The organism is Hydrogenobacter thermophilus TK-6, assembly GCF_000010785.1.
Classification (GTDB): domain Bacteria; phylum Aquificota; class Aquificia; order Aquificales; family Aquificaceae; genus Hydrogenobacter; species Hydrogenobacter thermophilus.
In genome coordinates this window covers 666816-685941 of the sequence record NC_013799.1, presented here as the reverse complement: position 1 = coordinate 685941, position 19126 = coordinate 666816, and the positions used below count along the sequence as shown (strand labels likewise).

The 19126-nt window shown below is 44.1% G+C and carries 32 protein-coding genes and 1 pseudogene; 6 read left to right on the top strand and 27 right to left on the bottom strand.

What is annotated here, in order from left to right; all coding sequences use genetic code 11:
* Positions 1-121: 121 nt before the first annotated feature.
* Positions 122-358 (bottom strand): annotated as a pseudogene (locus tag HTH_RS10065) (MnmC family methyltransferase); the annotation flags it as partial.
* Between HTH_RS10065 and HTH_RS10060 the strand changes: the two are divergent.
* The 4 genes from HTH_RS10060 (at position 263) to HTH_RS03710 (ending at position 3859) form a co-directional block, all read left to right on the top strand.
* The gene (locus HTH_RS10060; protein ID WP_041309801.1) at positions 263-601 is read left to right on the top strand and encodes a hypothetical protein; all 339 of its coding nucleotides are present in this window, start codon (positions 263-265) and stop codon (positions 599-601) included. The pseudogene HTH_RS10065 and the gene HTH_RS10060 overlap by 96 nt on opposite strands.
* A 235-nt stretch (positions 602-836) precedes the next feature.
* The gene (gene uvrB / locus HTH_RS03720; protein ID WP_012963384.1) at positions 837-2828 is read left to right on the top strand and encodes an excinuclease ABC subunit UvrB; all 1992 of its coding nucleotides are present in this window, start codon (positions 837-839) and stop codon (positions 2826-2828) included.
* A gap of 12 nt (positions 2829-2840) precedes the next feature.
* The gene (locus tag HTH_RS03715; protein ID WP_012963383.1) at positions 2841-3428 is read left to right on the top strand and encodes a class I SAM-dependent methyltransferase; all 588 of its coding nucleotides are present in this window, start codon (positions 2841-2843) and stop codon (positions 3426-3428) included.
* Positions 3425-3859 carry a hypothetical protein gene (locus HTH_RS03710; RefSeq protein WP_012963382.1) on the top strand — a complete coding sequence of 145 codons (435 nt, stop codon included), beginning with the start codon at positions 3425-3427 and terminating at the stop codon, positions 3857-3859. Before HTH_RS03715 ends, HTH_RS03710 begins: the two co-directional genes overlap by 4 nt.
* Here the strand turns inward: HTH_RS03710 and HTH_RS03705 are convergent.
* Positions 3845-4132 carry a ubiquitin-like small modifier protein 1 gene (locus HTH_RS03705; RefSeq protein ID WP_012963381.1) on the bottom strand — a complete coding sequence of 96 codons (288 nt, stop codon included), beginning with the start codon at positions 4130-4132 and terminating at the stop codon, positions 3845-3847. The two genes, HTH_RS03710 and HTH_RS03705, sit on opposite strands and share 15 nt — an antisense overlap.
* A gap of 31 nt (positions 4133-4163) precedes the next feature.
* Here HTH_RS03705 and rlmN point away from each other — a divergent pair, with 31 nt between their 5' ends.
* Together rlmN and lepB are read left to right on the top strand one after the other, a co-directional pair.
* Positions 4164-5246, top strand: coding sequence for a 23S rRNA (adenine(2503)-C(2))-methyltransferase RlmN (rlmN, locus tag HTH_RS03700; RefSeq protein WP_012963380.1), 1083 nt, complete (start codon positions 4164-4166; stop codon positions 5244-5246).
* Positions 5207-5893: a signal peptidase I gene (gene lepB, locus HTH_RS03695; protein ID WP_012963379.1), complete on the top strand. Its 687-nt coding sequence runs from the start codon at positions 5207-5209 to the stop codon at positions 5891-5893. The genes rlmN and lepB overlap by 40 nt, the downstream gene beginning before the upstream one ends.
* Here the strand turns inward: lepB and HTH_RS03690 are convergent.
* Genes HTH_RS03690 through rplN form a run of 25 tightly spaced genes read right to left on the bottom strand, consistent with a single transcriptional unit; the run spans position 5880 to position 19085 of the window.
* The gene (locus HTH_RS03690; protein WP_012963378.1) at positions 5880-7577 is read right to left on the bottom strand and encodes a hypothetical protein; all 1698 of its coding nucleotides are present in this window, start codon (positions 7575-7577) and stop codon (positions 5880-5882) included. The two genes, lepB and HTH_RS03690, sit on opposite strands and share 14 nt — an antisense overlap.
* Entirely contained in the window at positions 7577-7825 is a 249-nt protein-coding gene (locus HTH_RS03685; RefSeq protein WP_012963377.1) for a hypothetical protein, read from the bottom strand. Before HTH_RS03685 ends, HTH_RS03690 begins: the two co-directional genes overlap by 1 nt.
* Positions 7801-8205 (bottom strand): hypothetical protein, encoded by a 405-nt coding sequence (locus HTH_RS03680; protein WP_012963376.1) that lies wholly within the window; start codon positions 8203-8205, stop codon positions 7801-7803. Before HTH_RS03680 ends, HTH_RS03685 begins: the two co-directional genes overlap by 25 nt.
* Positions 8183-8968: a TlyA family RNA methyltransferase gene (locus tag HTH_RS03675; protein ID WP_012963375.1), complete on the bottom strand. Its 786-nt coding sequence runs from the start codon at positions 8966-8968 to the stop codon at positions 8183-8185. The genes HTH_RS03680 and HTH_RS03675 overlap by 23 nt, the downstream gene beginning before the upstream one ends.
* Positions 8968-9207 (bottom strand): YggT family protein, encoded by a 240-nt coding sequence (locus tag HTH_RS03670; RefSeq protein WP_012963374.1) that lies wholly within the window; start codon positions 9205-9207, stop codon positions 8968-8970. The genes HTH_RS03675 and HTH_RS03670 overlap by 1 nt, the downstream gene beginning before the upstream one ends.
* Positions 9204-9560, bottom strand: coding sequence for a 50S ribosomal protein L17 (rplQ, locus tag HTH_RS03665; RefSeq protein ID WP_012963373.1), 357 nt, complete (start codon positions 9558-9560; stop codon positions 9204-9206). The genes HTH_RS03670 and rplQ overlap by 4 nt, the downstream gene beginning before the upstream one ends.
* 3 nt (positions 9561-9563) lie before the next feature.
* Positions 9564-10514, bottom strand: coding sequence for a DNA-directed RNA polymerase subunit alpha (locus HTH_RS03660; protein WP_012963372.1), 951 nt, complete (start codon positions 10512-10514; stop codon positions 9564-9566).
* Between the two features lie 12 nt (positions 10515-10526).
* Complete coding sequence (gene rpsD, locus HTH_RS03655; RefSeq protein WP_012963371.1) at positions 10527-11156, bottom strand: 30S ribosomal protein S4; 630 nt, start codon at positions 11154-11156, stop codon at positions 10527-10529.
* Between the two features lies 1 nt (position 11157).
* On the bottom strand, positions 11158-11547 hold the full coding sequence (rpsK, locus tag HTH_RS03650; protein ID WP_012963370.1) for a 30S ribosomal protein S11: 390 nt from the start codon (positions 11545-11547) through the stop codon (positions 11158-11160).
* A gap of 10 nt (positions 11548-11557) precedes the next feature.
* Positions 11558-11938 carry a 30S ribosomal protein S13 gene (rpsM, locus tag HTH_RS03645; protein WP_012963369.1) on the bottom strand — a complete coding sequence of 127 codons (381 nt, stop codon included), beginning with the start codon at positions 11936-11938 and terminating at the stop codon, positions 11558-11560.
* Between the two features lie 11 nt (positions 11939-11949).
* Positions 11950-12066, bottom strand: coding sequence for a 50S ribosomal protein L36 (rpmJ, locus tag HTH_RS03640; RefSeq protein WP_012963368.1), 117 nt, complete (start codon positions 12064-12066; stop codon positions 11950-11952).
* Between the two features lie 14 nt (positions 12067-12080).
* Positions 12081-12320 carry a translation initiation factor IF-1 gene (gene infA / locus HTH_RS03635; RefSeq protein WP_012963367.1) on the bottom strand — a complete coding sequence of 80 codons (240 nt, stop codon included), beginning with the start codon at positions 12318-12320 and terminating at the stop codon, positions 12081-12083.
* Positions 12313-13098, bottom strand: coding sequence for a type I methionyl aminopeptidase (gene map / locus HTH_RS03630; protein WP_012963366.1), 786 nt, complete (start codon positions 13096-13098; stop codon positions 12313-12315). The genes infA and map overlap by 8 nt, the downstream gene beginning before the upstream one ends.
* On the bottom strand, positions 13088-13729 hold the full coding sequence (locus HTH_RS03625; RefSeq protein ID WP_012963365.1) for an adenylate kinase: 642 nt from the start codon (positions 13727-13729) through the stop codon (positions 13088-13090). Before HTH_RS03625 ends, map begins: the two co-directional genes overlap by 11 nt.
* Positions 13726-15024: a preprotein translocase subunit SecY gene (gene secY, locus HTH_RS03620; protein WP_012963364.1), complete on the bottom strand. Its 1299-nt coding sequence runs from the start codon at positions 15022-15024 to the stop codon at positions 13726-13728. The genes HTH_RS03625 and secY overlap by 4 nt, the downstream gene beginning before the upstream one ends.
* Positions 15018-15467 (bottom strand): 50S ribosomal protein L15, encoded by a 450-nt coding sequence (gene rplO / locus HTH_RS03615; protein ID WP_012963363.1) that lies wholly within the window; start codon positions 15465-15467, stop codon positions 15018-15020. Before rplO ends, secY begins: the two co-directional genes overlap by 7 nt.
* Positions 15464-15667 (bottom strand): 50S ribosomal protein L30, encoded by a 204-nt coding sequence (gene rpmD / locus HTH_RS03610; RefSeq protein WP_014462583.1) that lies wholly within the window; start codon positions 15665-15667, stop codon positions 15464-15466. The genes rplO and rpmD overlap by 4 nt, the downstream gene beginning before the upstream one ends.
* On the bottom strand, positions 15657-16229 hold the full coding sequence (rpsE, locus tag HTH_RS03605) for a 30S ribosomal protein S5 (protein WP_012963361.1): 573 nt from the start codon (positions 16227-16229) through the stop codon (positions 15657-15659). The genes rpmD and rpsE overlap by 11 nt, the downstream gene beginning before the upstream one ends.
* Before the next feature lie 12 nt (positions 16230-16241).
* Entirely contained in the window at positions 16242-16613 is a 372-nt protein-coding gene (gene rplR, locus HTH_RS03600; protein WP_012963360.1) for a 50S ribosomal protein L18, read from the bottom strand.
* A 10-nt stretch (positions 16614-16623) separates the two neighbouring features.
* The gene (gene rplF / locus HTH_RS03595) at positions 16624-17169 is read right to left on the bottom strand and encodes a 50S ribosomal protein L6 (RefSeq protein ID WP_012963359.1); all 546 of its coding nucleotides are present in this window, start codon (positions 17167-17169) and stop codon (positions 16624-16626) included.
* A 9-nt stretch (positions 17170-17178) separates the two neighbouring features.
* Positions 17179-17589 carry a 30S ribosomal protein S8 gene (rpsH, locus tag HTH_RS03590; RefSeq protein ID WP_012963358.1) on the bottom strand — a complete coding sequence of 137 codons (411 nt, stop codon included), beginning with the start codon at positions 17587-17589 and terminating at the stop codon, positions 17179-17181.
* A 12-nt stretch (positions 17590-17601) separates the two neighbouring features.
* Positions 17602-17790: a type Z 30S ribosomal protein S14 gene (locus tag HTH_RS03585; RefSeq protein ID WP_012963357.1), complete on the bottom strand. Its 189-nt coding sequence runs from the start codon at positions 17788-17790 to the stop codon at positions 17602-17604.
* Between the two features lie 11 nt (positions 17791-17801).
* The gene (rplE, locus tag HTH_RS03580) at positions 17802-18365 is read right to left on the bottom strand and encodes a 50S ribosomal protein L5 (RefSeq protein ID WP_012963356.1); all 564 of its coding nucleotides are present in this window, start codon (positions 18363-18365) and stop codon (positions 17802-17804) included.
* Positions 18362-18718 carry a 50S ribosomal protein L24 gene (gene rplX, locus HTH_RS03575; RefSeq protein ID WP_012963355.1) on the bottom strand — a complete coding sequence of 119 codons (357 nt, stop codon included), beginning with the start codon at positions 18716-18718 and terminating at the stop codon, positions 18362-18364. The genes rplE and rplX overlap by 4 nt, the downstream gene beginning before the upstream one ends.
* Position 18719: 1 nt before the next feature.
* Positions 18720-19085: a 50S ribosomal protein L14 gene (rplN, locus tag HTH_RS03570; protein WP_012963354.1), complete on the bottom strand. Its 366-nt coding sequence runs from the start codon at positions 19083-19085 to the stop codon at positions 18720-18722.
* Between the last annotated feature and the right edge of the window lie 41 nt (positions 19086-19126).

Sequence of the window (19126 nt, the reverse complement as noted above, 5' to 3'; positions counted from 1 at the left end):
TGGCGTAAGGTGAAGAGTTAAGTTTTTCTATCTCGCCAGGTCCCAGACTCTCTTTTAATGAAAGGGATGCTACGGTGCCAGACCTCTTTCTGCCTACACTCCTGGAGTTTGCTATGCCAAAGCTTAGCATCCTTAGAGCTTTTCGCACAGGCAGTGATGAGGTGTAAGATACCCAGAAGCCATCCTCCGCCATGGCTTGTTTTATCTCTTTTAAAAAATCATAGCTCCAGAGTTCCGGATTTCTGTAAGGTGAAAAACCATCGTGAAATACAGCATCTGCACCAAAACCCTCAACTTCCTTTATCTTCTGCCTTGCATCCCCGATGAGAAGTTTAAAGCTTATTCCATCTTTTTCCAACTCAGGAAGCCCATCAAGAAGGAGTTTGTGGTACTGTCTGTAAGGTTCTGGCAAAAGGGGTATGTCCTGCAAAAGCTCTTTTTCAAAAGACCGTATTTCTATACGCACCTTTGGGTTTATATCTCTCAGGTGTTTTATTGCCACCGCCAGGTTATAGCCCAAGCCAAAGCCAATGTCCAACAGCTTTACCTCGCTTTTTACTTTGGACCTTTCAAGTACCGTAGATGGTTCCACGAACTTTAAAAGGCACTCTCTTATGGCACCTGCGCTTATGCTGTGATATGGCTCTCCGTAGGCAGAGCTTACAAGTGTATAACTGCCGTCTTGCGTGATGACCAAACCTGAGCCCAGAGCGGATGGATTTAACCAAGCTGTTAACTCCCTAAGTATGTTCTCTTTGCTCCTATGACTTAGCTCAATGCCTGCTTTTAAAAGATAGCTGTCAAGTTTTAGTGCCAGCATACTATATTTAAAAGATATGAAAGTTCAGGAAGGGTTTGTTTTGCAAACAAGCTTAAAGCCAGCAGGCGATCAGCCCAAAGCCATAGAGGAGCTTTTGAATAACCTGGAAAGAGGAGTAAAAGAGCAGGTGCTTTTGGGAGCTACAGGCACGGGAAAAACCTTTACTCTTGCAAATCTTATAGCTCAGTACAATAAGCCAACTCTTGTCATAGCTCACAACAAAGTGCTGGCAGCACAGCTATACAGAGAGTTCAAAGAGCTTTTTCCCAACAACGCCGTGGAGTACTTTATCTCTTATTACGACTACTACCAGCCCGAGGCTTACATACCTGAGAAAGACCTGTACATAGAAAAGGATGCCTCCATCAATCAAGTGTTGGAGCGCTACAGACATTCTGCCACCATATCCGTGCTGGAAAGGAGGGATGTTATAGTTGTGGCATCGGTCTCCTGTATATACGGACTTGGGTCTCCTCATCATTACTACTCCATGAGGATAAAGCTGAGAGTAGGCGAGAGGATAAGCACCAGCAAACTGCTCAGAAAACTTGTAGAGCTTGGCTATCAGAGAAATGACTACACATACAAAAGAGCCACCTTTAGCGTCAGGGCAAACGCATTAGAGGTCATCCCCTCGGATGCGGAGGATAGGATAGTCAGGATAGAGTTTTGGGATGATGAGATAGAAAGGATCACCCTTATAGATGCACTAAACAGGCACACCATTGGAGAGCTTGAGGAATTTACCATCTTCCCATCATCCCACTACATAGCACCAAGAAGCACAGTAGAGGATGCTCTTTTGCAGATAGAGAGGGACCTTATAGAGAGGGTCAAGTGGTTCAAAAATCAGGGAAAGGAGCTTGAAGCCAGAAGGCTTTACCAGAGAACCATGTATGATTTAGAGATGATAAGGGAGATAGGGCACTGCAAGGGGATAGAGAACTACTCAAGGTACTTTGATGGTAGAAAGCCCGGAGAGCCACCCTTTACGCTTCTTGATTACTTCCCCAAGGACTTTTTGCTGATAATAGACGAGTCGCATGTGACAGTGCCACAAATAAGAGCTATGTATAACGGAGACAGGTCAAGAAAGGAAAAGCTGGTGGAGTATGGCTGGAGATTGCCATCAGCTTTGGACAACAGACCTCTAAAGTTTGAGGAATTTTTAGAGAGGATAAACCAAGTTATCTATGTATCCGCAACGCCCGGCGATTGGGAAATTCAGAGGAGCAGAGGCATCATAGTGGAGCAGATAGTCAGGCCTACTGGTCTTTTAGACCCGGAGGTGGAAGTAAGACCTACGAGAGGACAGCTGGAGGACCTGCTCAGGGAAATTCAAATAAGAAAGAAAAGAAACGAGAGAGCAATTGTGCTTACCACCACCAAAAGACTCGCGGAAGAAGTGGCAGACTACCTTACGGAGAGAGGAGTCTCTGCCAAATACATGCACTCGGACTTGGATGCCATAGAGAGGGCGAGGATCATAAAAGACCTCAGAGAAGGAAGCATAGATGTTATAGTAGGTGTAAACCTGCTCAGGGAGGGGCTTGACCTTCCAGAGGTTTCTCTGGTTGCCATACTGGATGCAGACAAGGAAGGCTTTCTGAGAAGCTACACATCCCTCATACAAATCATAGGCAGAGCTGCAAGGAACATAAACGGAAAGGCTATTCTTTACGCAGACAGGATGACAGAATCTATGAAGAGAGCCATAGAGGAAACCAGAAGAAGAAGAGAAAAGCAAAGAAAACACAACCATCTTCACGGAATAACCCCCAGAAGCATAGTCAAACCTGTCAAAGACCTCCTCTCTATTGAGGAGCTGGATTATGTTAAGGTACCTTCCGAGATTCCCAAGGGGATAAAAAGCGAGGAGGATATCATCCGCCGAATTGAGAAGTTGGAAAGGGAAATGCTGGAGTGCGCCAAAAAGTGGGAGTTTGAAAAGGCTGCTAAACTTAGGGATGAGATTAAAAAACTCAGAGAGCTTTTAAATCTATTATGAGGTGGGAAAGCTATGGCTCACAAGTTTGACCCTTCCAAGTTGGAAAAGCTGGACGACCCTTCAAGGCTTGAACTTTTTGACCCTAAGAGAGTTCTCAAGGAGTTTGGGCTAAAAAGGGGTATGAGCGTGCTGGATGTTGGCACTGGTGCAGGCTTTTATCTTCCTTATCTTTCAGAGGCCGTAGGAGAGGAGGGGAAAGTTTACGCAGTTGATGTAGAACCATCCGCAGTTGAATATGCAAAGCGTAAAGTAGAAAGTATGGGACTCAAAAATGTTTATGTGCTAAAGTCGGAGGAGAATAGCATTCCACTTGCTGATGATAGTATTGACTTTATCTTTATGGCTTTTGTGTTTCACGAGCTTAGCAATCCCGTAGAGTTTTTGAAAGAACTCAGAAGAGTTTCAAAAAGATATACCTACCTTGCTATAATAGATTGGAAAAAGGAAGAGAGGGACAAAGGACCTCCCGCTCAAGAGGTTTACTCCGAGTGGGAGGTGGGGCTTATATTAGAAGAAGCAGGGGTAAAGGTGGGGAGGATAGTGGACCTTGGCAGATACGCTTACGGTGTTTATGCGTTATTTACTAAGGAAATGGTATGAAGGACGCAGATATAATAAAAGAACTTATAAGGAGGAACAAGATAAGGAAGGAGGATGTGGAGACTTTCCTCAGGGAAAAGAATAAGGACGAGAGTATACTGCTCTTTTTGGTCAGAAAAGGCATAATGTCGGAAGACGAAGCTCTTGAGTTCTCGCAGGATCTTCTCATGTCCCAAGAGGATGTAAAAACCAAAGACATACTCATTGACGAAGGAGTTCTTTTGGAAGACAGATACCTTCTTTATAGGGTAAAGGACAGCACTTACGCAGTACCTTACTCCCATATAAGGACTCTGGAACTAAAAGGAAAGACGGTAGTCATCTACACGGGGGGAATAGAGAGGATCACTATACCTTTAAAAGACGAGGAAACAGCAAGATCCCTCTTTGACCAGATACTTCTGAACATTGAAAGACTATATATCAGATAAGCCGCCTGCTATAGCAGGGACTATAGATAGGACATCTCCATCCTTGAGCTCGCTGTCTATCCCTTTTAGAAATCTTATGTCCTCGTCATTGAGATAAAGGTTTACAAATCTCCTTAGTTCACCATTCTCGTCAACAAGCCTTTCCTTAAAGCCAGGAAACATCTCCTCCAGCTTCTCTATGGCATCTCTTACCGTCTTGGCTTCCACCTGCACCTCTCCCTGTCCGTTAGCCACTCTCCTTAAGGGTGTAGGTATTCTCACCACAACTGCCATATCTTACCTCCTTTTATTATATTATAACCAGATGGAGTGCATTTTAAGGTATAACCTTGAAGAGCTAAAAGAGAGTCTTTCAAAAATGGGTATGCCAAAATATAGGGCTGTGCAGGTGCTGGGATGGGTATATAAAAAGTTCCAAACGGACTTTGATGCTATGACCGATATCTCAAAGGAGGACAGGAAGCTCCTTAAAGAGAACTACCGTGTGCATACGCTAGAACTGACGGATGAGGTACATGCAGAGGATTCTGTAAAGTACCTTTTTAAAACTCTGGACGGGCACACTATAGAAAGCGTCCTGATAAGGGAAAGGGATCACCTGACGCTGTGTGTATCTTCTCAGATAGGTTGCGCTGTGGGTTGTAAATTCTGTGCCACAGCCATAGACGGTCTTACAAGAAATCTTCGTACCGACGAGATAATAGACCAGCTGCTTCAAATCCAGAAAAAAATCCTTCCCCAAAGGATAAGAAATGTGGTGTTCATGGGTATGGGAGAGCCTCTTGCCAACTATGAAAATGTCAGAAAGGCTGTTGAGGTGATGGTAAGCCCATGGGGTATAGACCTCTCAAAGAGAAGGATAAGCGTCTCCACCAGCGGTCTGATAGCTCAGATAAAGAGAATGTCAGAGGATCCCATCATGCGGGAAGTAAATCTGGCGGTCTCTTTGAACGCTCCATCGCAAAAGCTCAGGGAGCTTATCATGCCCATATCAAAAACTAACAACCTTTCTGAGCTTATGCAGGTTTTGAAAGAGTATCCGTATCCAAAGGGCAGAAGGATCATGCTTGAGTATGTGCTCATAAAAGGTTTAAACGACAAAAAAGAAGATGCCCTTTCTCTGGCTCAGTTAATAGGAAAGTATAAAAACAAGTTTAAGGTAAACCTGATTCCCTACAATCCAGACCCGGAGCTTCCTTACGAGAGACCCTCCATAGAGGAGGTTTATGAGTTCCAAAAGGTGCTGTGGCAGACTGGTATCTCCACCTTTGTAAGGCTTAGTAAGGGCATAAACATATTTGGAGCCTGCGGACAGCTCAGACAGAGAGATGTGGTAAAATGGAAAGAATGGAAAAAAGGGGAAAGAGCTGGCTTACAGAGCTTATAGCGGTTGTAGTAATAGTGCTTCTTTTGAGGGCTTTTGTAGTTCAGGCTTACAACATACCTTCGGGCTCCATGAAACCCACCCTGCTGGTGGGAGACTTTATTCTTGTAAACAAGCTTGTTTACAGGTTTTCTGAGCCTCAGAGGGGTGACATAATAGTGTTTAAGTGGCCTGTAGACCCCAGAATAGACTTTATAAAGAGGATAATAGGTGTGCCTGGTGATGTGGTGCAGGTAAAAGACTATCAGGTTTATGTAAACGGTAAACCTCTCCCTATAAAGCTAATAGGTGAGGAGTACGAGGCTGGCAACAGAAAGCTCATCTACGAGGAGACATTGCCCAACGGAGTAAAGCATAAAATAGCCCTTTATGAGAATCCTATAATCCCAAGAAGGGATGTGCCGGCTACAGTAGTGCCACCCAACAGCTACTTTGTGATGGGGGACAATCGCGATAACAGCGAGGACAGCAGGTACTGGGGTTTTGTGCCAAGGGAAAATATAGAAGGGAAAGCCTTTGTGATTTACTTTTCGGGAGATATACCACCCCTTGAGAGCACGGATGTGAACATTTTCACAGGTTTTAGACAACTCTTTTTAGCAGTTTTACACCCACGATTAGACCGCATAGGTAAACCTATAATATGGTAAAGCTTACAACACCTTGGTAGAAAAGCTCCTTTAATGCTTGCTTTATAAAGCGAGGGTTTATACCTGCATACTGCATACTTACCACCAAAATCTCAGGAAGGGCACTGTAGGATACAAAAGCTTCCTTTACTGCATCATTCTCAAGGTAAACATACTTTTCAAGCTCCGCTTTTAAACTTGAGAATTCATCTTCCTCCATGTTTTCTTTGAGCTTTGCAATAACCCTGTTTATAGCTTGCAGGTAGAAACTTTCATCGGCTGTAGAAGGTAGGTCTATACCCATATCGGCGGTGCGCAGGGATTTTATTATCTCACCTAAGGCTTCTTGATTTATAGGATTTCCATAAATTGGGAAAACCTTACTTATGCGAAGGTCTTTTAGAGTATCAAGGGCTTTGTAAACTACTCTTGAACAAGGCATACGAAGAGATGCATAAAGCATCACATCCTCCACCTTTGGGTCCTCAAAGAGAGAAAACTCATCAGGCGTACACAGTGAGCTAAAAAGCTGAGATGTGAACAAAAAGCCACTTTCCTCTTCGTAGACCATAAAGCTTCCCCTTTCTGGTGCAAAAGGTGTTGGTATGATGCGGAGAGTATCACCCGTGGATAGCTTAAGTTTCATATCCTGTAAGCTTTCTACCAATCTTATGCGGGACATGGGAACACCCAATTGGTTTAGCTCCTTAGCAACGCTTAAGGAGGTTATAACCTGAAGCTTAGGATTATTTTGAAGCATGCTAAGAACATTGGCGTGTTCATAAGGTCCAGAACCGAGTAAAAATAATGCTTTGATTATCTCCACAGTACTCAGGATTTGCTCTATCTTTATCCTTATCTGGGCATAATCTCTGGAAGTGCCGGCATTTATCAAAATTGGAATCTTTACATCGCCTTTTTCGTAAATGCGCAGGTAGCAATTTAAGTGAGTAAGAGATTTGCTGTCGCACACACCCACCCAAAAGAGTCCTCTGTAAAGCTCTATAGGCTCAGCCAGATTAGCAACCTTTGGAATAGCCACAAACTCCTCTCTCTCTTGCAAAGAGGGAGAGAAAGCAGAGAAAATCCCTGAGAAGAACTCCTCGTTTCCTGTAAAGCTCTCCTCAAGGTAATCCTCACCCGTATAAGGAAATAGCTCTATCTTTACCTCTTGATAAGCAAGAACTTCCTTAAGGGTTTCCATCTGGCAGGTGCTTCCCAATACACGACCTTCCTTCATAAAAATGCCACACTTTTTAGTGCCACTATTTAGGGTGATTATGGAGGATGCACTCCGCCTGAGAAGCTGTACAAGCAGATTTACAGGACCAATGGAGGAAAGCATATTGGGGTCGTATTCTTCCTTGTTTAACCACACAGCCTTTGTGAGCAGGTCAAGGGGATTAAAGGGTAAAGGCACAAAATTCAGGTCAGTAAAGCCCAAGGCTTTTAGTTTTTGAGCATCTTCATAATCTTCTAAAAAAAAGATGGGAAGCGCGTATTTTCCTTCCTTAATGATGCTTACCCAAAAATTAAAATGCTTAATATCTGCAAGAAACACATCAAAGGAGGTTGCGTTTAGAAGCTCCTTAGCCTTCTGCTCATCTAGTGCCACAAGCAGTTTGTGCCCTGTCACATCAAAGATATCACTTACTAAAGAAAAGTACTTCCTCTCTTCGTCCAGCATAAGGAACTTTATACCCATCAGTATATCTCCCCCTTCTTGGATGCTACCTCAAGAAGTTTTAGCTGTTCTTTGAGTATGTTTAAGGATTGGACCACCATAAAGAAGGCGTGTTCCACATTTATAAGTGCGCCCTGAAAGGAAAGGTCGTCGGTGAGGACTCTAAGCTCCCTAAACTTCCTGTAGTACTCATCAATTTCTGTGCCAAAGTCTAAGATCTTTTTCTGCATATCCCTTGAGAGCTTTAGAGCTTCTCCCTTCCTATCCATATGTTTCCTATCTCCTCTCCTTCCTTTCTTGGCATATTATACCTGCTAAAGAGTATGGATTCAAGCTTTTTAAAGTCTAAGGGTTCAAGTCCACTAAACACAAGCACATCAATATTTCCCACTTTCTCATACCTTACACACACATCCGCCTCTTTTTCAAAAGCATAAACTTCCCCACCACCAACCATAAAGCCTACGCTCAGTGCCATACTTAAAAAGTTAAGTTCACTGATGCACATGGCAGGTTTTTCTCTTTGCTTTTCTATCTTCAAAAGAGTACAGAGGGCAAGCCCTGTGCGAAGCAAGTTCTCCGCAGTTAGGGGATAAACCCCCCTCTTACCTATCAGCTTGTTTTCTTCAAAGAGGCTCTTTAATGGCATCTTTCACCGCTTTTTCTATGTTTTCCACCGGAGTTAGCTTTTTACCAGCCAAAAGGAAAAACTCTTCGTTTCCCTTAGACCCTCTGGGCTTTGCCTTAAGAACTCCACCAATTTGAAAACCTAAGTCCTTTAGCTTTTGGCAAACCTTTAGCACCGCCTGAAATTTGTCCTCAGAGCTTCTAACTATACCCTTCTTAACCTTATCCGGTGTTAGTTCAAACTGCGGTTTCACAAGTACCAGCAATATACCTCCTTCCTTGAGGAATTTTACCACATGGGGCAAAACTTTTGTTACGGATATAAAGGACACATCCACCGTTATTATGTCCGCCTTTTCGGGCACATGGCTCTCGGTAAGACTTCTTGCATCCGTCTCTTCGTAAAGGATCACTCTGGGATCTTGGCGAAGTTTTATATCCATCTGGGCTCTGCCTACATCCACGGCGTAAACCTTGATGACACCTCTTTGCAACAAACAATCCGTAAAGCCACCCGTTGATGAGCCCACATCAAGAGCTACAAAACCCCTCACATCTATACCAAAGCCTTCAAGAGCATGCTCCAGCTTGTAGCCTCCTCTTGAGACATACCTTACGGGTTCTTTCACATCTATTTTCTGACCTTCCTTCACTAAAAAGCCAGGTTTGTCTACCAGAAGGCCATCAACTGTCACCATACCAGCCATTATTAGAGCTTGTGCTTTTTCACGCGTAGGGGCAAATCCTAATTCAACGAGCTTTTTATCCAGCCTCTGGCGAGGCATCAAAGCCTAAAAAGGTGCTTTATAAGGTATAGTAAAAACAGAAGTATCATAGGCGAAAAATCCAAACCGTTGATGGGCTTTACCACAGACCTTATGGGTTCCAGCATGGGAGAAACTATACCATCAACCCGCTGGTATAGCTTGCTACCTCTCAAGGAAGGAAACCAAGATGCAACGGCGTGAAATATTATCAGCAGGATAAGCAGGTTAAGGATCAGTGAAAGGATGCCCTTTATCACTCTACCAGCTCAAGTATGGCAAGCTCACAACCATCACCTATGCGCCTGCTGGGTAGTTTTAGGATTCTGGTGTATCCCCCATTTCTTCCTTCGTACCTTGGCGCTATATCCTCAAAGAGCTTTTTTATGGCTGACCTATTGGGAAGTATAGCCAGAGCTCTCCTTCTTGAAGCCAGATCGCCCTTCTTAGCCAAAGTTATGAGCCTCTCCGCCATGGATCTTACTGCCTTTGCTCTTTGAAGAGATGTTTCTATCCTCTCTTCTCTTATGAGAGCCAGCAAAAGTGATCTGTATAGTGCCATTCGCTGCTCCTTTGTCCTATCAAAGTGTTTCTTTTTTACCCTGTGTCTCATTGCTTACCTCCTGCTTTCTATATCCATACCAAGATAAAGACCCATCTGTTTGAGAGCTTCCTTTATCTCGTTTATGGCTTTCCTTCCCACATTCTTTGTGCCTTTCAGGTCCTCTTCGGAAAGCCTTACCAAATCTCCTATAGTGTTTATACCCATTCTCTTTATAGAGTTTAATGCTCTTTGGGATACATCAAGCTCCTCTACAGGGAGGCTGAGCTTTTCCGCAAACTCGTCCACTATCACAGGCTCTTCCACCACAGGTAGTTCGTAAGATATGTGTTCTAAGCTTGAGAAGTACTTAACAAGTATAGATATAGCTTCTTTTACCACCTCTTCGGGCGTCTTTGTGCCGTTGGTGTATATTTCCATAATGAGCCTGTCGTAATCGCTCCTCTTTTCCACTCTGGTCTTTTCCACCCTAAAGCTCACCTGACGCACTGGGGAAAAGTCCGCATCCACCAGTATCCAACCCACCTCACCGATGACTTCCATCTCTTCGGTGGTCATGTATCCAAATCCCCTCTCTATCCTTATCTCCATGTTTAATTCCTTATTGGGGTCCGTAATAGTAGCTATTTTTTGGTCAGGGTTTATTATGTCCACATTGGGTGGGCATGTTATGTCTTTTGCAGTCACCGTACCTTCACCTTTCTTTTTCAGGTAAAGGGTCTCCACATCAGAGCTTTTAAGGTTAAACCTTATCTTCTTTAGATTGGCTATGACTTCAAGTACATCCTCTTGGACACCTTCTATGGGAGAAAACTCGTGATATATACCGTATATCTTCACTGCGGTGATAGCTGTGCCTTGGATGGAAGAAAGAAGCGTTCTCCTTAAAGAGTTTCCAAGCGTGATACCAAACCCTCTCTCTAAGGGTTCTACTACAAATCTCCCATAAGTTTTACCTCTCTCCTCCCAATAAACTTTAGAAGGAAAGAGAAACTCTCTCTGCATACCAAAACCTCCTTAAACTCTTGAATAGAACTCAATAACGTACTGCACATTTACAGGAACTTCCAGCTCTACTTCTTTGGGAAGGTCTATCACCTTACCTCGGAAGTTTTCTTTATCCAGCTCTAGCCAAGGTGGTATGCTCCTGGGGTCTATGCTCTGTATGTTTTCTATAAACTGCGGCACATCTCTTGAGGCAGGTTTTAACTCTATTATGTCGCCCACCTGCACGCGATAGGAGGGTATGTCCACTTTTTTGCCGTTTACCAGTATGTGGCCGTGAGCTATCATTTGCCTTGCCTGCCTTCTGGTGACAGCCATGCCAAGCCTGTAAACTACATTATCCAGCCTTCTTTCAAGAAGCTGCAAAAGTACCTGCCCAGTATTACCCTTTGCCTTTGACGCTTCCTCAAAGTATCTTCTAAACTGTTTTTCCCTCAAACCGCCGTATAGAAACTTCAGCTTTTGCTTTTCCATTAGACGCAAGCCAAACTCAGTTAGCTTCCTCTTTCTTCCCTTGACTCTCCCATGCTGTCCAGGTGGAAAGTTTCTTCTTGATAGCACCTTTCCTGCGCTTTTTCTATTGGATAGGACAGCTCCAAACCTTCTGTCTACTTTGGACCAGGGACCTATGTATCTGCTCATCTTATACCCTCCTCTTTGAAGGTGGTCTGCACCCATTGTGAGGTATTGGAGTAACATCCCTTATGAGCTTTATCTTTAATCCAGATGCGTATATGGCTCTCAAAGCGGATTCTCTACCTGCTCCTGCACCCTTTATTCTCACTTCCACTTCCTGAAGTCCATACTCCTGAATAGCTCTTCTGGCAGCTTTTTGTGCCGCAAGCTGCGCAGCATAAGGTGTGCTTTTTCTTGTGCCTTTAAAGCCCACTGTTCCTCCGCTCTCCCAGGTTAGCGTATTTCCCTGAGGGTCTGTTATGTTTATTATGGTGTTGTTGAAGGTGCTGAGGATATTGACTATGCCTTGAGTTACCGTCCTCTTTTGCTTTTTAGCCTGTCCTTTCTTCTTAGCCATGAGAAACCTCCTACTTAGCTATCTTCTTTTTGGTACCACCTACTGTCTTTCTTTTGCCCTTCCTGGTTCTTGAGTTGGTTCTGGTTTGCTGTCCTCTCACAGGAAGACCTCTGGAATGCCTGATACCTCTGTAAGAGCCCATATCCATGAGCCTCTTTATGTTCATCTGCACTTCCCTTCTGAGGTCACCTTCCACCTTATAATTCTGCTCTATGTATCTCCTTATAGTGTTTAGCTCATCAGGTGTAAGCTCACCGAGCCTTTTGGTGCATGGTATGCCTGTCTTTTGGCATATCTCTCTTGACCTTGACCAACCTATACCGTAAAGGTAAGTAAGTGCTACCTCCAACTTTTTGTGATCGGGAAGGTCAACACCTGCTATCCTTGCCATCTCTTACCTCCTTAAGAACCCTGTCTCTGTTTGTGCTTTGGGTTTTCACATATTACCATCACTCTTCCTTTCCTTCTTATGATCTTGCACTTGGCACACATAGGTTTTACTGACGGCTTTACCTTCATCTTTTACCTCCTTTTCATGCTCTATAAACTATCCTGCCCCTGGTAAGGTCATAAGGTGATAGCTCCACTTTTACCCTGTCTCCGGGAAGTATCCTTATAAAATGCACGCGCATCTTTCCGGAGACATGGGCAAGTACTTCATGACCTGTATCTAATTTTACTCTAAACATGGCATTGGGAAGAGCTTCCGTCACCGTGCCTTCAAGCACTATACCTTTTTCTTTGTACTGCTCTTGGTCCTTTTTCTTACCCATGACTGAACTCCGTAAGCACAACAGGTCCATCCTTGGTTATTGCCACCGTGTACTCAAAGTGGGCGGAAGGGCTTTTGTCTGCAGTGTGAACCGTCCAGCCATCGCCGTCAAGAGCTGTCTCCTCCGTTCCTATTGCAAACATAGGCTCTATAGCTATCACCATACCCTGCCTTAATTTGACATCCCTCTTTTCCATATCCTTTAGATTGTTGGGAATGAAGGGATCCTCATGCACCCTCTTGCCTATGCCATGTCCACCCAAGCCTCTGACAGGGAAAACGCCGTACCTTTCCGCTGTATTGTGGATGGCACGCGTTATATCACTCACCCAATTACCAGGCACACACACCTTTACCGCCTCTTTTAATGCCTCTTTGGTTGCCCTCAAAAGCGTCTCCTCCTTCTGACCTATCTTACCCACAGGCACAGTTATAGCCGAATCTCCTGCGTATCCATCTATTATAGCACCAAAATCTAAACTCACCAAGTCTCCTTCTTTAATAATTTGGTCTTTCTTAGGAAGCCCATGAACTATTGCTGAATTTACCGATACGCATATGGAGGCTGGATAGGAAACTTTGCTAAAGGGAGGTTTGTAATTTAAGAAAGCCGGACGTGCACCCCTCTTTTTAGTCTCCTCCTTTGCTATCATGTCTATGTCGTAGGTAGAGATACCCGGCTTTATATGCTCCGCTATAGCTTCAAGTACCTCTACCACCACCTGGCAAGCCTTTTTTATCTTCTCTATCTCCTTGAAAGAGTAAAGTTCAATATTCATCCTCTACTGCCTTCTTAAGGTCTTTGTAAAGCTCCTCTATGCTCTTTTGAGCGTCCAAGCTAATTAATTTATTCTGTCTTTTATAAAAGTCAATAAGTTCAGCTGTTTGCCTTCTGTAAACTTCCAGCCTACGCCTTATAACCTCCTCCGTGTCATCCTGCCTCTGAATTAGCTTCGTGCCACATATGTCGCATATCTGGTCTTCCTTAGGGGGACTAAACTTTAAGTGATACACCGCACCGCAGTTGGGACATATCCTTCTGCCTGTAAGCCTATCCACTATAACCTCGTCATCAATCTCAAAAAGTATAACTTTACTAACCTCCCTACCGTGTTTTTTCAGCATGCTATCTAGGGAAGTTGCTTGAGCTATGGTTCTTGGAAAACCATCAAGTATAACCTTCTTCTCTTTGAGCACCACCTGCTCCACCATGGCTATAACTATGTCATCTGGAACCAGATCCCCCCTGTCCATGTACTCTTTGGCTTTTAACCCAAGGGGTGTAGCATTTTTTACAGCCTCTCTCAGCATGTCTCCTGTGGAGATGTGCTTAAAACCTAATTCCTCAGAAAGCATTTTTGCCTGAGTGCCTTTTCCAGCACCGGGTGGTCCAAGAAAGACAAGTATCACCTTACTCTCCTCCTCATGTATCCTGCATACTTTTTCTGTATCATCTGAGCTTCTAACTTGTTTAAGGTGTCAAGAGCTACACCTACCACTATGAGGGCTGTAGTGCCACCAAAGTAGAAGGGGACTTTAAGCCATAAACTTATAAATATGGGTATGATGGCCACAACGCTGAGGAATATAGACCCTATAAAGGCAAGCCTATTTACTATGGTTTCTAAGAGCTTTTGGGTGTCTTGACCCGGTCTTACCCCAGGCACAAAGGCACCGCCCTTTTTGAGATTATCCGCCACATCCACGGGGTTTATAAGTACTGCAGTGTAAAAGTATGTAAAGAAGACAATAAGAAGCACATACAAGAAGTTGTAAAAGAGGGTTGTGGGATTAAAAGCATCGTGCAAAAGGCGCGCTATGGGATGGTTTATAAAACCTATCACCGTAGAGGGTATGATGAGCAAAGACTGAGCAAATATTATGGGTATAACACCTGCCGGATTGATCTTTATGGGGAGATAAGTGGAACCGCCGGCCACCTCCTGTCTTCCTATCTGCCTTCTGGGATACTGCACAGGTATTCGCCTCTCCGCTTCTTGCATAAATACTATGCCCACTATGACTGCTATAACGAATATAATGGCACCTACAAAGGCAAAGGGAGAAAGGTCTCCATTTTTGAGCATTTCTAAAACTCTTATGGAGGCGTTGGGAAAGTTAGCTACTATACCGGCAAAGATAAGCAGGGACATACCATTGCCTATTCCCTTTTCTGTTATCCTGTCGCCTACCCACACGAGAAACATGGTGGAAGACACTAAAGCTATTACTGTAGTAAGAGTAAAGACAATTCCACTGTCGGGAACTATAGGGAAGCCCCGTGGGGACACCTGATTCTGAAGCCAAAGGGATACACCCAGGGATTGCACGAAGGCAACAAAAACCGTAAGGTATCTGGTGTACTGATTTATCTTGTACCTTCCATAATCACCCTCTTCTTTGGCAAGCCTCTGAAGTTCTGGCACTGCAACGGTAAGAAGTTGCATCATAATAGAGGCTGATATGTAAGGCATCACGCCCAGCGCAAATAGGGTCATACGCCCCAAGTTTCCGCCGGAGAATATATCATACAGGTAAAAGATGGTACCCTGAAAGCTCTTAAAAAAGTCCTCTAAGGCTGTCGTATCTATGCCAGGCAGTGGAATGTGACTTCCCAGCCTGTATATGGCAAACATGAGCAAGGTATATAAAAACCTCTTCCTAAAGTCCTCAAGGGCTAAGAGCTGTTTTATGTACTCTACCACTTTAGAACCTCGCAGGACCCGCCCGCTGCTTCTATCTTCTCTTTTGCGCTTGAGGAAAAGGCATGAGCTTTAACAGAGAGCCTTTTGCTAAGCTCTCCATCACCGAGGACCTTAACAGGCATGCCTTTTTTTACAAGCCCTTTTTCGTAAAGCAACTCTGGAGTTATTTCTTGCCCTTCCGAAAAGTACTTATCAAGGGTCTTTACATTCACAACTGAATAAACTACCCTGTTTACACTTCTAAAGCCTCTCTTGGGTATTCTTTTGTGAAGGGGTGTCTGACCGCCTTCAAACCAAGAAGGTAGATTTCTGTCTCCGGACCTTGTCTTCTGTCCTTTGTGTCCTTTACCGCAGGTTTTACCAAGTCCAGAACCTATACCTCTACCTACTCTCTTCTTTTCCTTTGTAGCACCTTCGTTGGGTGCAAGCTCATGAAGCTTCATGCCTGACCTCCTTCAACTCTCTCCACCCTTATAAGGTAAGAGGCTTTTTTTATGTTGCCCCATACTACCGGACTGTCCGGAAGCATCCTTGACTGACCTACCTTTTTAAGCCCCAAACTCTTCACCGCTTTTATGTGATCTTCTGGTTTGCCTGCAAGCCCTCTTAAGAGAGTGACTTTTATCATGCCTTTACCTTGCATATATGTGATACCTCCTTTGAAGTTCTTCAAGGTCTATGCCTCTTTCCCTTGAAACATCCTCTAAGGATCTGAGCTTCAGAAGCGCATCAAAGACAGCCCTTACTACATTGTTGGGATTGGTGCTTCCCTGGAGCTTTGTGAGCACATCCGTATAACCGGCAAGCTCAAAGATGGGTTTAGCTGCACCTCCTGCCACTATACCTGTACCTCTTCTTGCAGGTATTACCTTTATCTGCGTAGGTCCATACTCACCTATCACATCGTGCGGTACTGTACCGTTTATTATGGGCACTTTAATAAGGTGCTTTTTACCGTCCTCTATAGCCTTTGCTATAGCTATGGGCACCTCTCTTGCTTTACCCAGACCGAAACCTACAAAACCTCTCTTGTCACCAACTATGACTAAAGCACCAAAGGAAAACCTTTTACCACCCTTTGTTACCCTCGTAGTTCTCTTGGCGTATATGAGCCTCTCCTCTATCTGCAAATCGTCCTCCATACCTACTATGCCTTGCATCTTCCTCCTTTCGTCAATTAACCTTCCAAGGTCTACACCACCCATAAATAACCTCCTTTAAAACTCAAGTCCTAATTCTCTACACCTGTCGGCAAAAGCCTTTATCTTACCGTGATACAAAAATCCACCTCTATCAAAAACCACTTTGCTTATACCCTTCTCCTTTGCCTTCTGGACCAGTATCTCAGCCAGCTTTCTTACATCTTCTATGGACTTTCCACCTCTCTTACCTGTGAGCTTTGTAAATTCTGGGTCTATCGTAGAAGCGGACACAATGGTGTGGGCTTTTGTATCATCCACTATCTGCGCATAAAAGCTGTGAAGGCTTCTATAAACACAGAGCCTTGGTCTTTCTGGAGTACCAAAAACCTTCTTTCTTATTCTTTTGTGCCTCCTTTCTCTCCTTGCATGACTGCTGAGCTTTGCCATGTTTACCTCCTTACTTCTTACCCTTTCCTGCCGCCTTACCCGGCTTTAGTTTTAGGACCTCACCTTCGTACCTTATACCCTTGCCTTTGTAAGCATCTGGCTCTCTGAAGGCTCTTATCTGCGCCGCCACCTGACCTACCCTTTGCTTATCAATACCGCTCACATATATTTTATTCTCCTTTACCTCTATCTTCACATCGGGAGGTATGGGAAAGACTACAGGATGAGATAGTCCCAGGTTTAGTTCAAGGTTTGTCCCCTTTACTGCCGCTCTGTATCCAAGTCCAAACACTTCAAGGACTACTGTGTATCCTTCTGTGACGCCTTTTATCATGTTCCTTATAAGCGCTGCGGTAGTTCCGTGCATAGCCCTATGAAATGGATCATCTGAAGGCCTCTCCACCTTTATAAAGCTCTCTTCCAGATAAACCTTCATGTCTGGATGGTGTTTCATGGAAAGCTTCCCTTTTGGTCCTTCAACGGTTATTACACCATCCTGCAAGCTTACTTTTACATTCTTTGGTATCTCAATGGGTTTTTTACCTATCCTTGACATGGCTTCACCTCACCAAATGTAAGCTATAACTTCACCACCCTTTCCTATCTTTCTTGCCTGATGGTCCGTCAATACACCCGCATCCGTGGAGAGTATAGCAACTCCCAAACCCTTTTGAACATATGGCATGGAGTGCTTAGGAACATAGATGCGTCTTCCAGGCTTTGAAACCTTTACCATCCCCTTTATGGCACTCTCCTGTTTTCTTGAATCAAGGTATTTTAGGTGTATCCTAAGGGTGTACTGAGTGCCTTTTTTATAGCCTTCACCTTCAAGCCTTTCCCAGTCTCTTATATAGCCTTCCTTCTTTAGGAGCTCAAGTATAGCTTCCTTAATTTTTGAGGAAGGCACATCTACATAGTCTTTCCTCCTGCTTATGGCGTTTTTAATGGCTGAAAACATGTCTGCAATAGTGTCCATTTTATTACCTCCTTACCAGCTTGCCTTCCTAACTCCTGGCAGTTCACCTTTTAGTGCCAGCTCCCTAAAGCAAAGCCTGCACATGCCAAAGTATCTTATAAATCCCCTCGGTCTTCCGCAGAGCGGGCACCTGTTCTTTTGCCTTACTTGGTACTTGGGAAAGTGCTTAATATCTTTAGCTACCTTAGCCTTTCTTGCCATAACTTCCTCCTCTAAGAACTTCTTATAGGTAGCCCCAACAGGGACAGGAGCCAAAGAGCTTCTTCGTCCGTCTTGGCGGATGTATGTACGATGATATCCATACCCCTTATTGCATCCACCTTTTCGTAATCTATTTCGGGAAACACTATCTGCTCAGAAACTCCAAAGGCGTAGTTACCTCTTCCATCAAAAGACCTGGGATTCAGACCCTTAAAGTCCTTTACCCTTGGTAAGGCAATGGATATGAGCTTGTCCAAAAAGTCCCACATCCTCTCCTTTCTGAGAGTTACCTTTAGACCTACCGGCATCCCCTTTCTAAGCTTAAAACCAGCTTCGGATTTTTTGGCTCTTCTTACGGTAGGATGTTGACCAGTTATGAGCTTTATGTCCTCTATAGCCCTCTCCAGGTGTTTTATGTCCTGTACCGCTTCTCCCACACCCATGTTTACCACTATTTTGATTATCTTTGGAACTTCCATGGGATTCTTGTAGCCAAACCTGTTTATAAGCTTAGGCACTACCTCATCCCTGTACTTGATGTATAGCCTTGGCACATACTTAGTCTCTACACTCATACCTTTACCCTCTCTTTGGTTCTCACTAAATCTATATTTTGATGGCACTTTTTACAGTACCTGTACTTTTTCAAGGTATCACCATCACGCTCTATTCTAAAGCCTACGCGCGTAGGCTTGTTACACTTAGGACACAAAAGCATCACATTGCTTATGTGCAGAGGTGCCTCCATCTCATATATACCACCTTCCCTAACATTGGGTATGCCCTTTACATGCTTCTTAACTATATTCACGTCTTTCACAATAACCTTGTTTTCATCCCTTAGCACTTTTATCACCTCTCCGGTTTTTCCTCTTTCTCTGCCCCTGAGAACTACAACCGTATCACCTTTCTTTATCTTTGATGCCATATTAGACCACCTCCGGAGCCAAAGATGCCAGTTTGGTAAAACCTCTGTTCCTTACCTCTCTCGCTATAGGACCCAGTATGCGCGTCCCCAGAGGCTCACCGTACTGATTGAGCAAAACAACCGCATTGTCGTCAAACTTGATGTAGCTTCCATCAGGGCGCCTCACTTCCTTCTTAGTCCTTACAACCACTGCTCTGTACACTTTTCCCTTCTTGGCGGAGCTGTTAGGCGCCGCATCTTTAACCGTGACAGTAACTACATCTCCCAGTGTTGCATATTTCCTGGGTGCATAGGGTATACCTATAATCTGAACCCTCTTGGCACCCGAGTTATCAGCCACATTCGCATAACTCTGCCTCTGTATCATAGCGCTTCACCTCTTTTCTACTCCATTAAGCCAAGTTATTA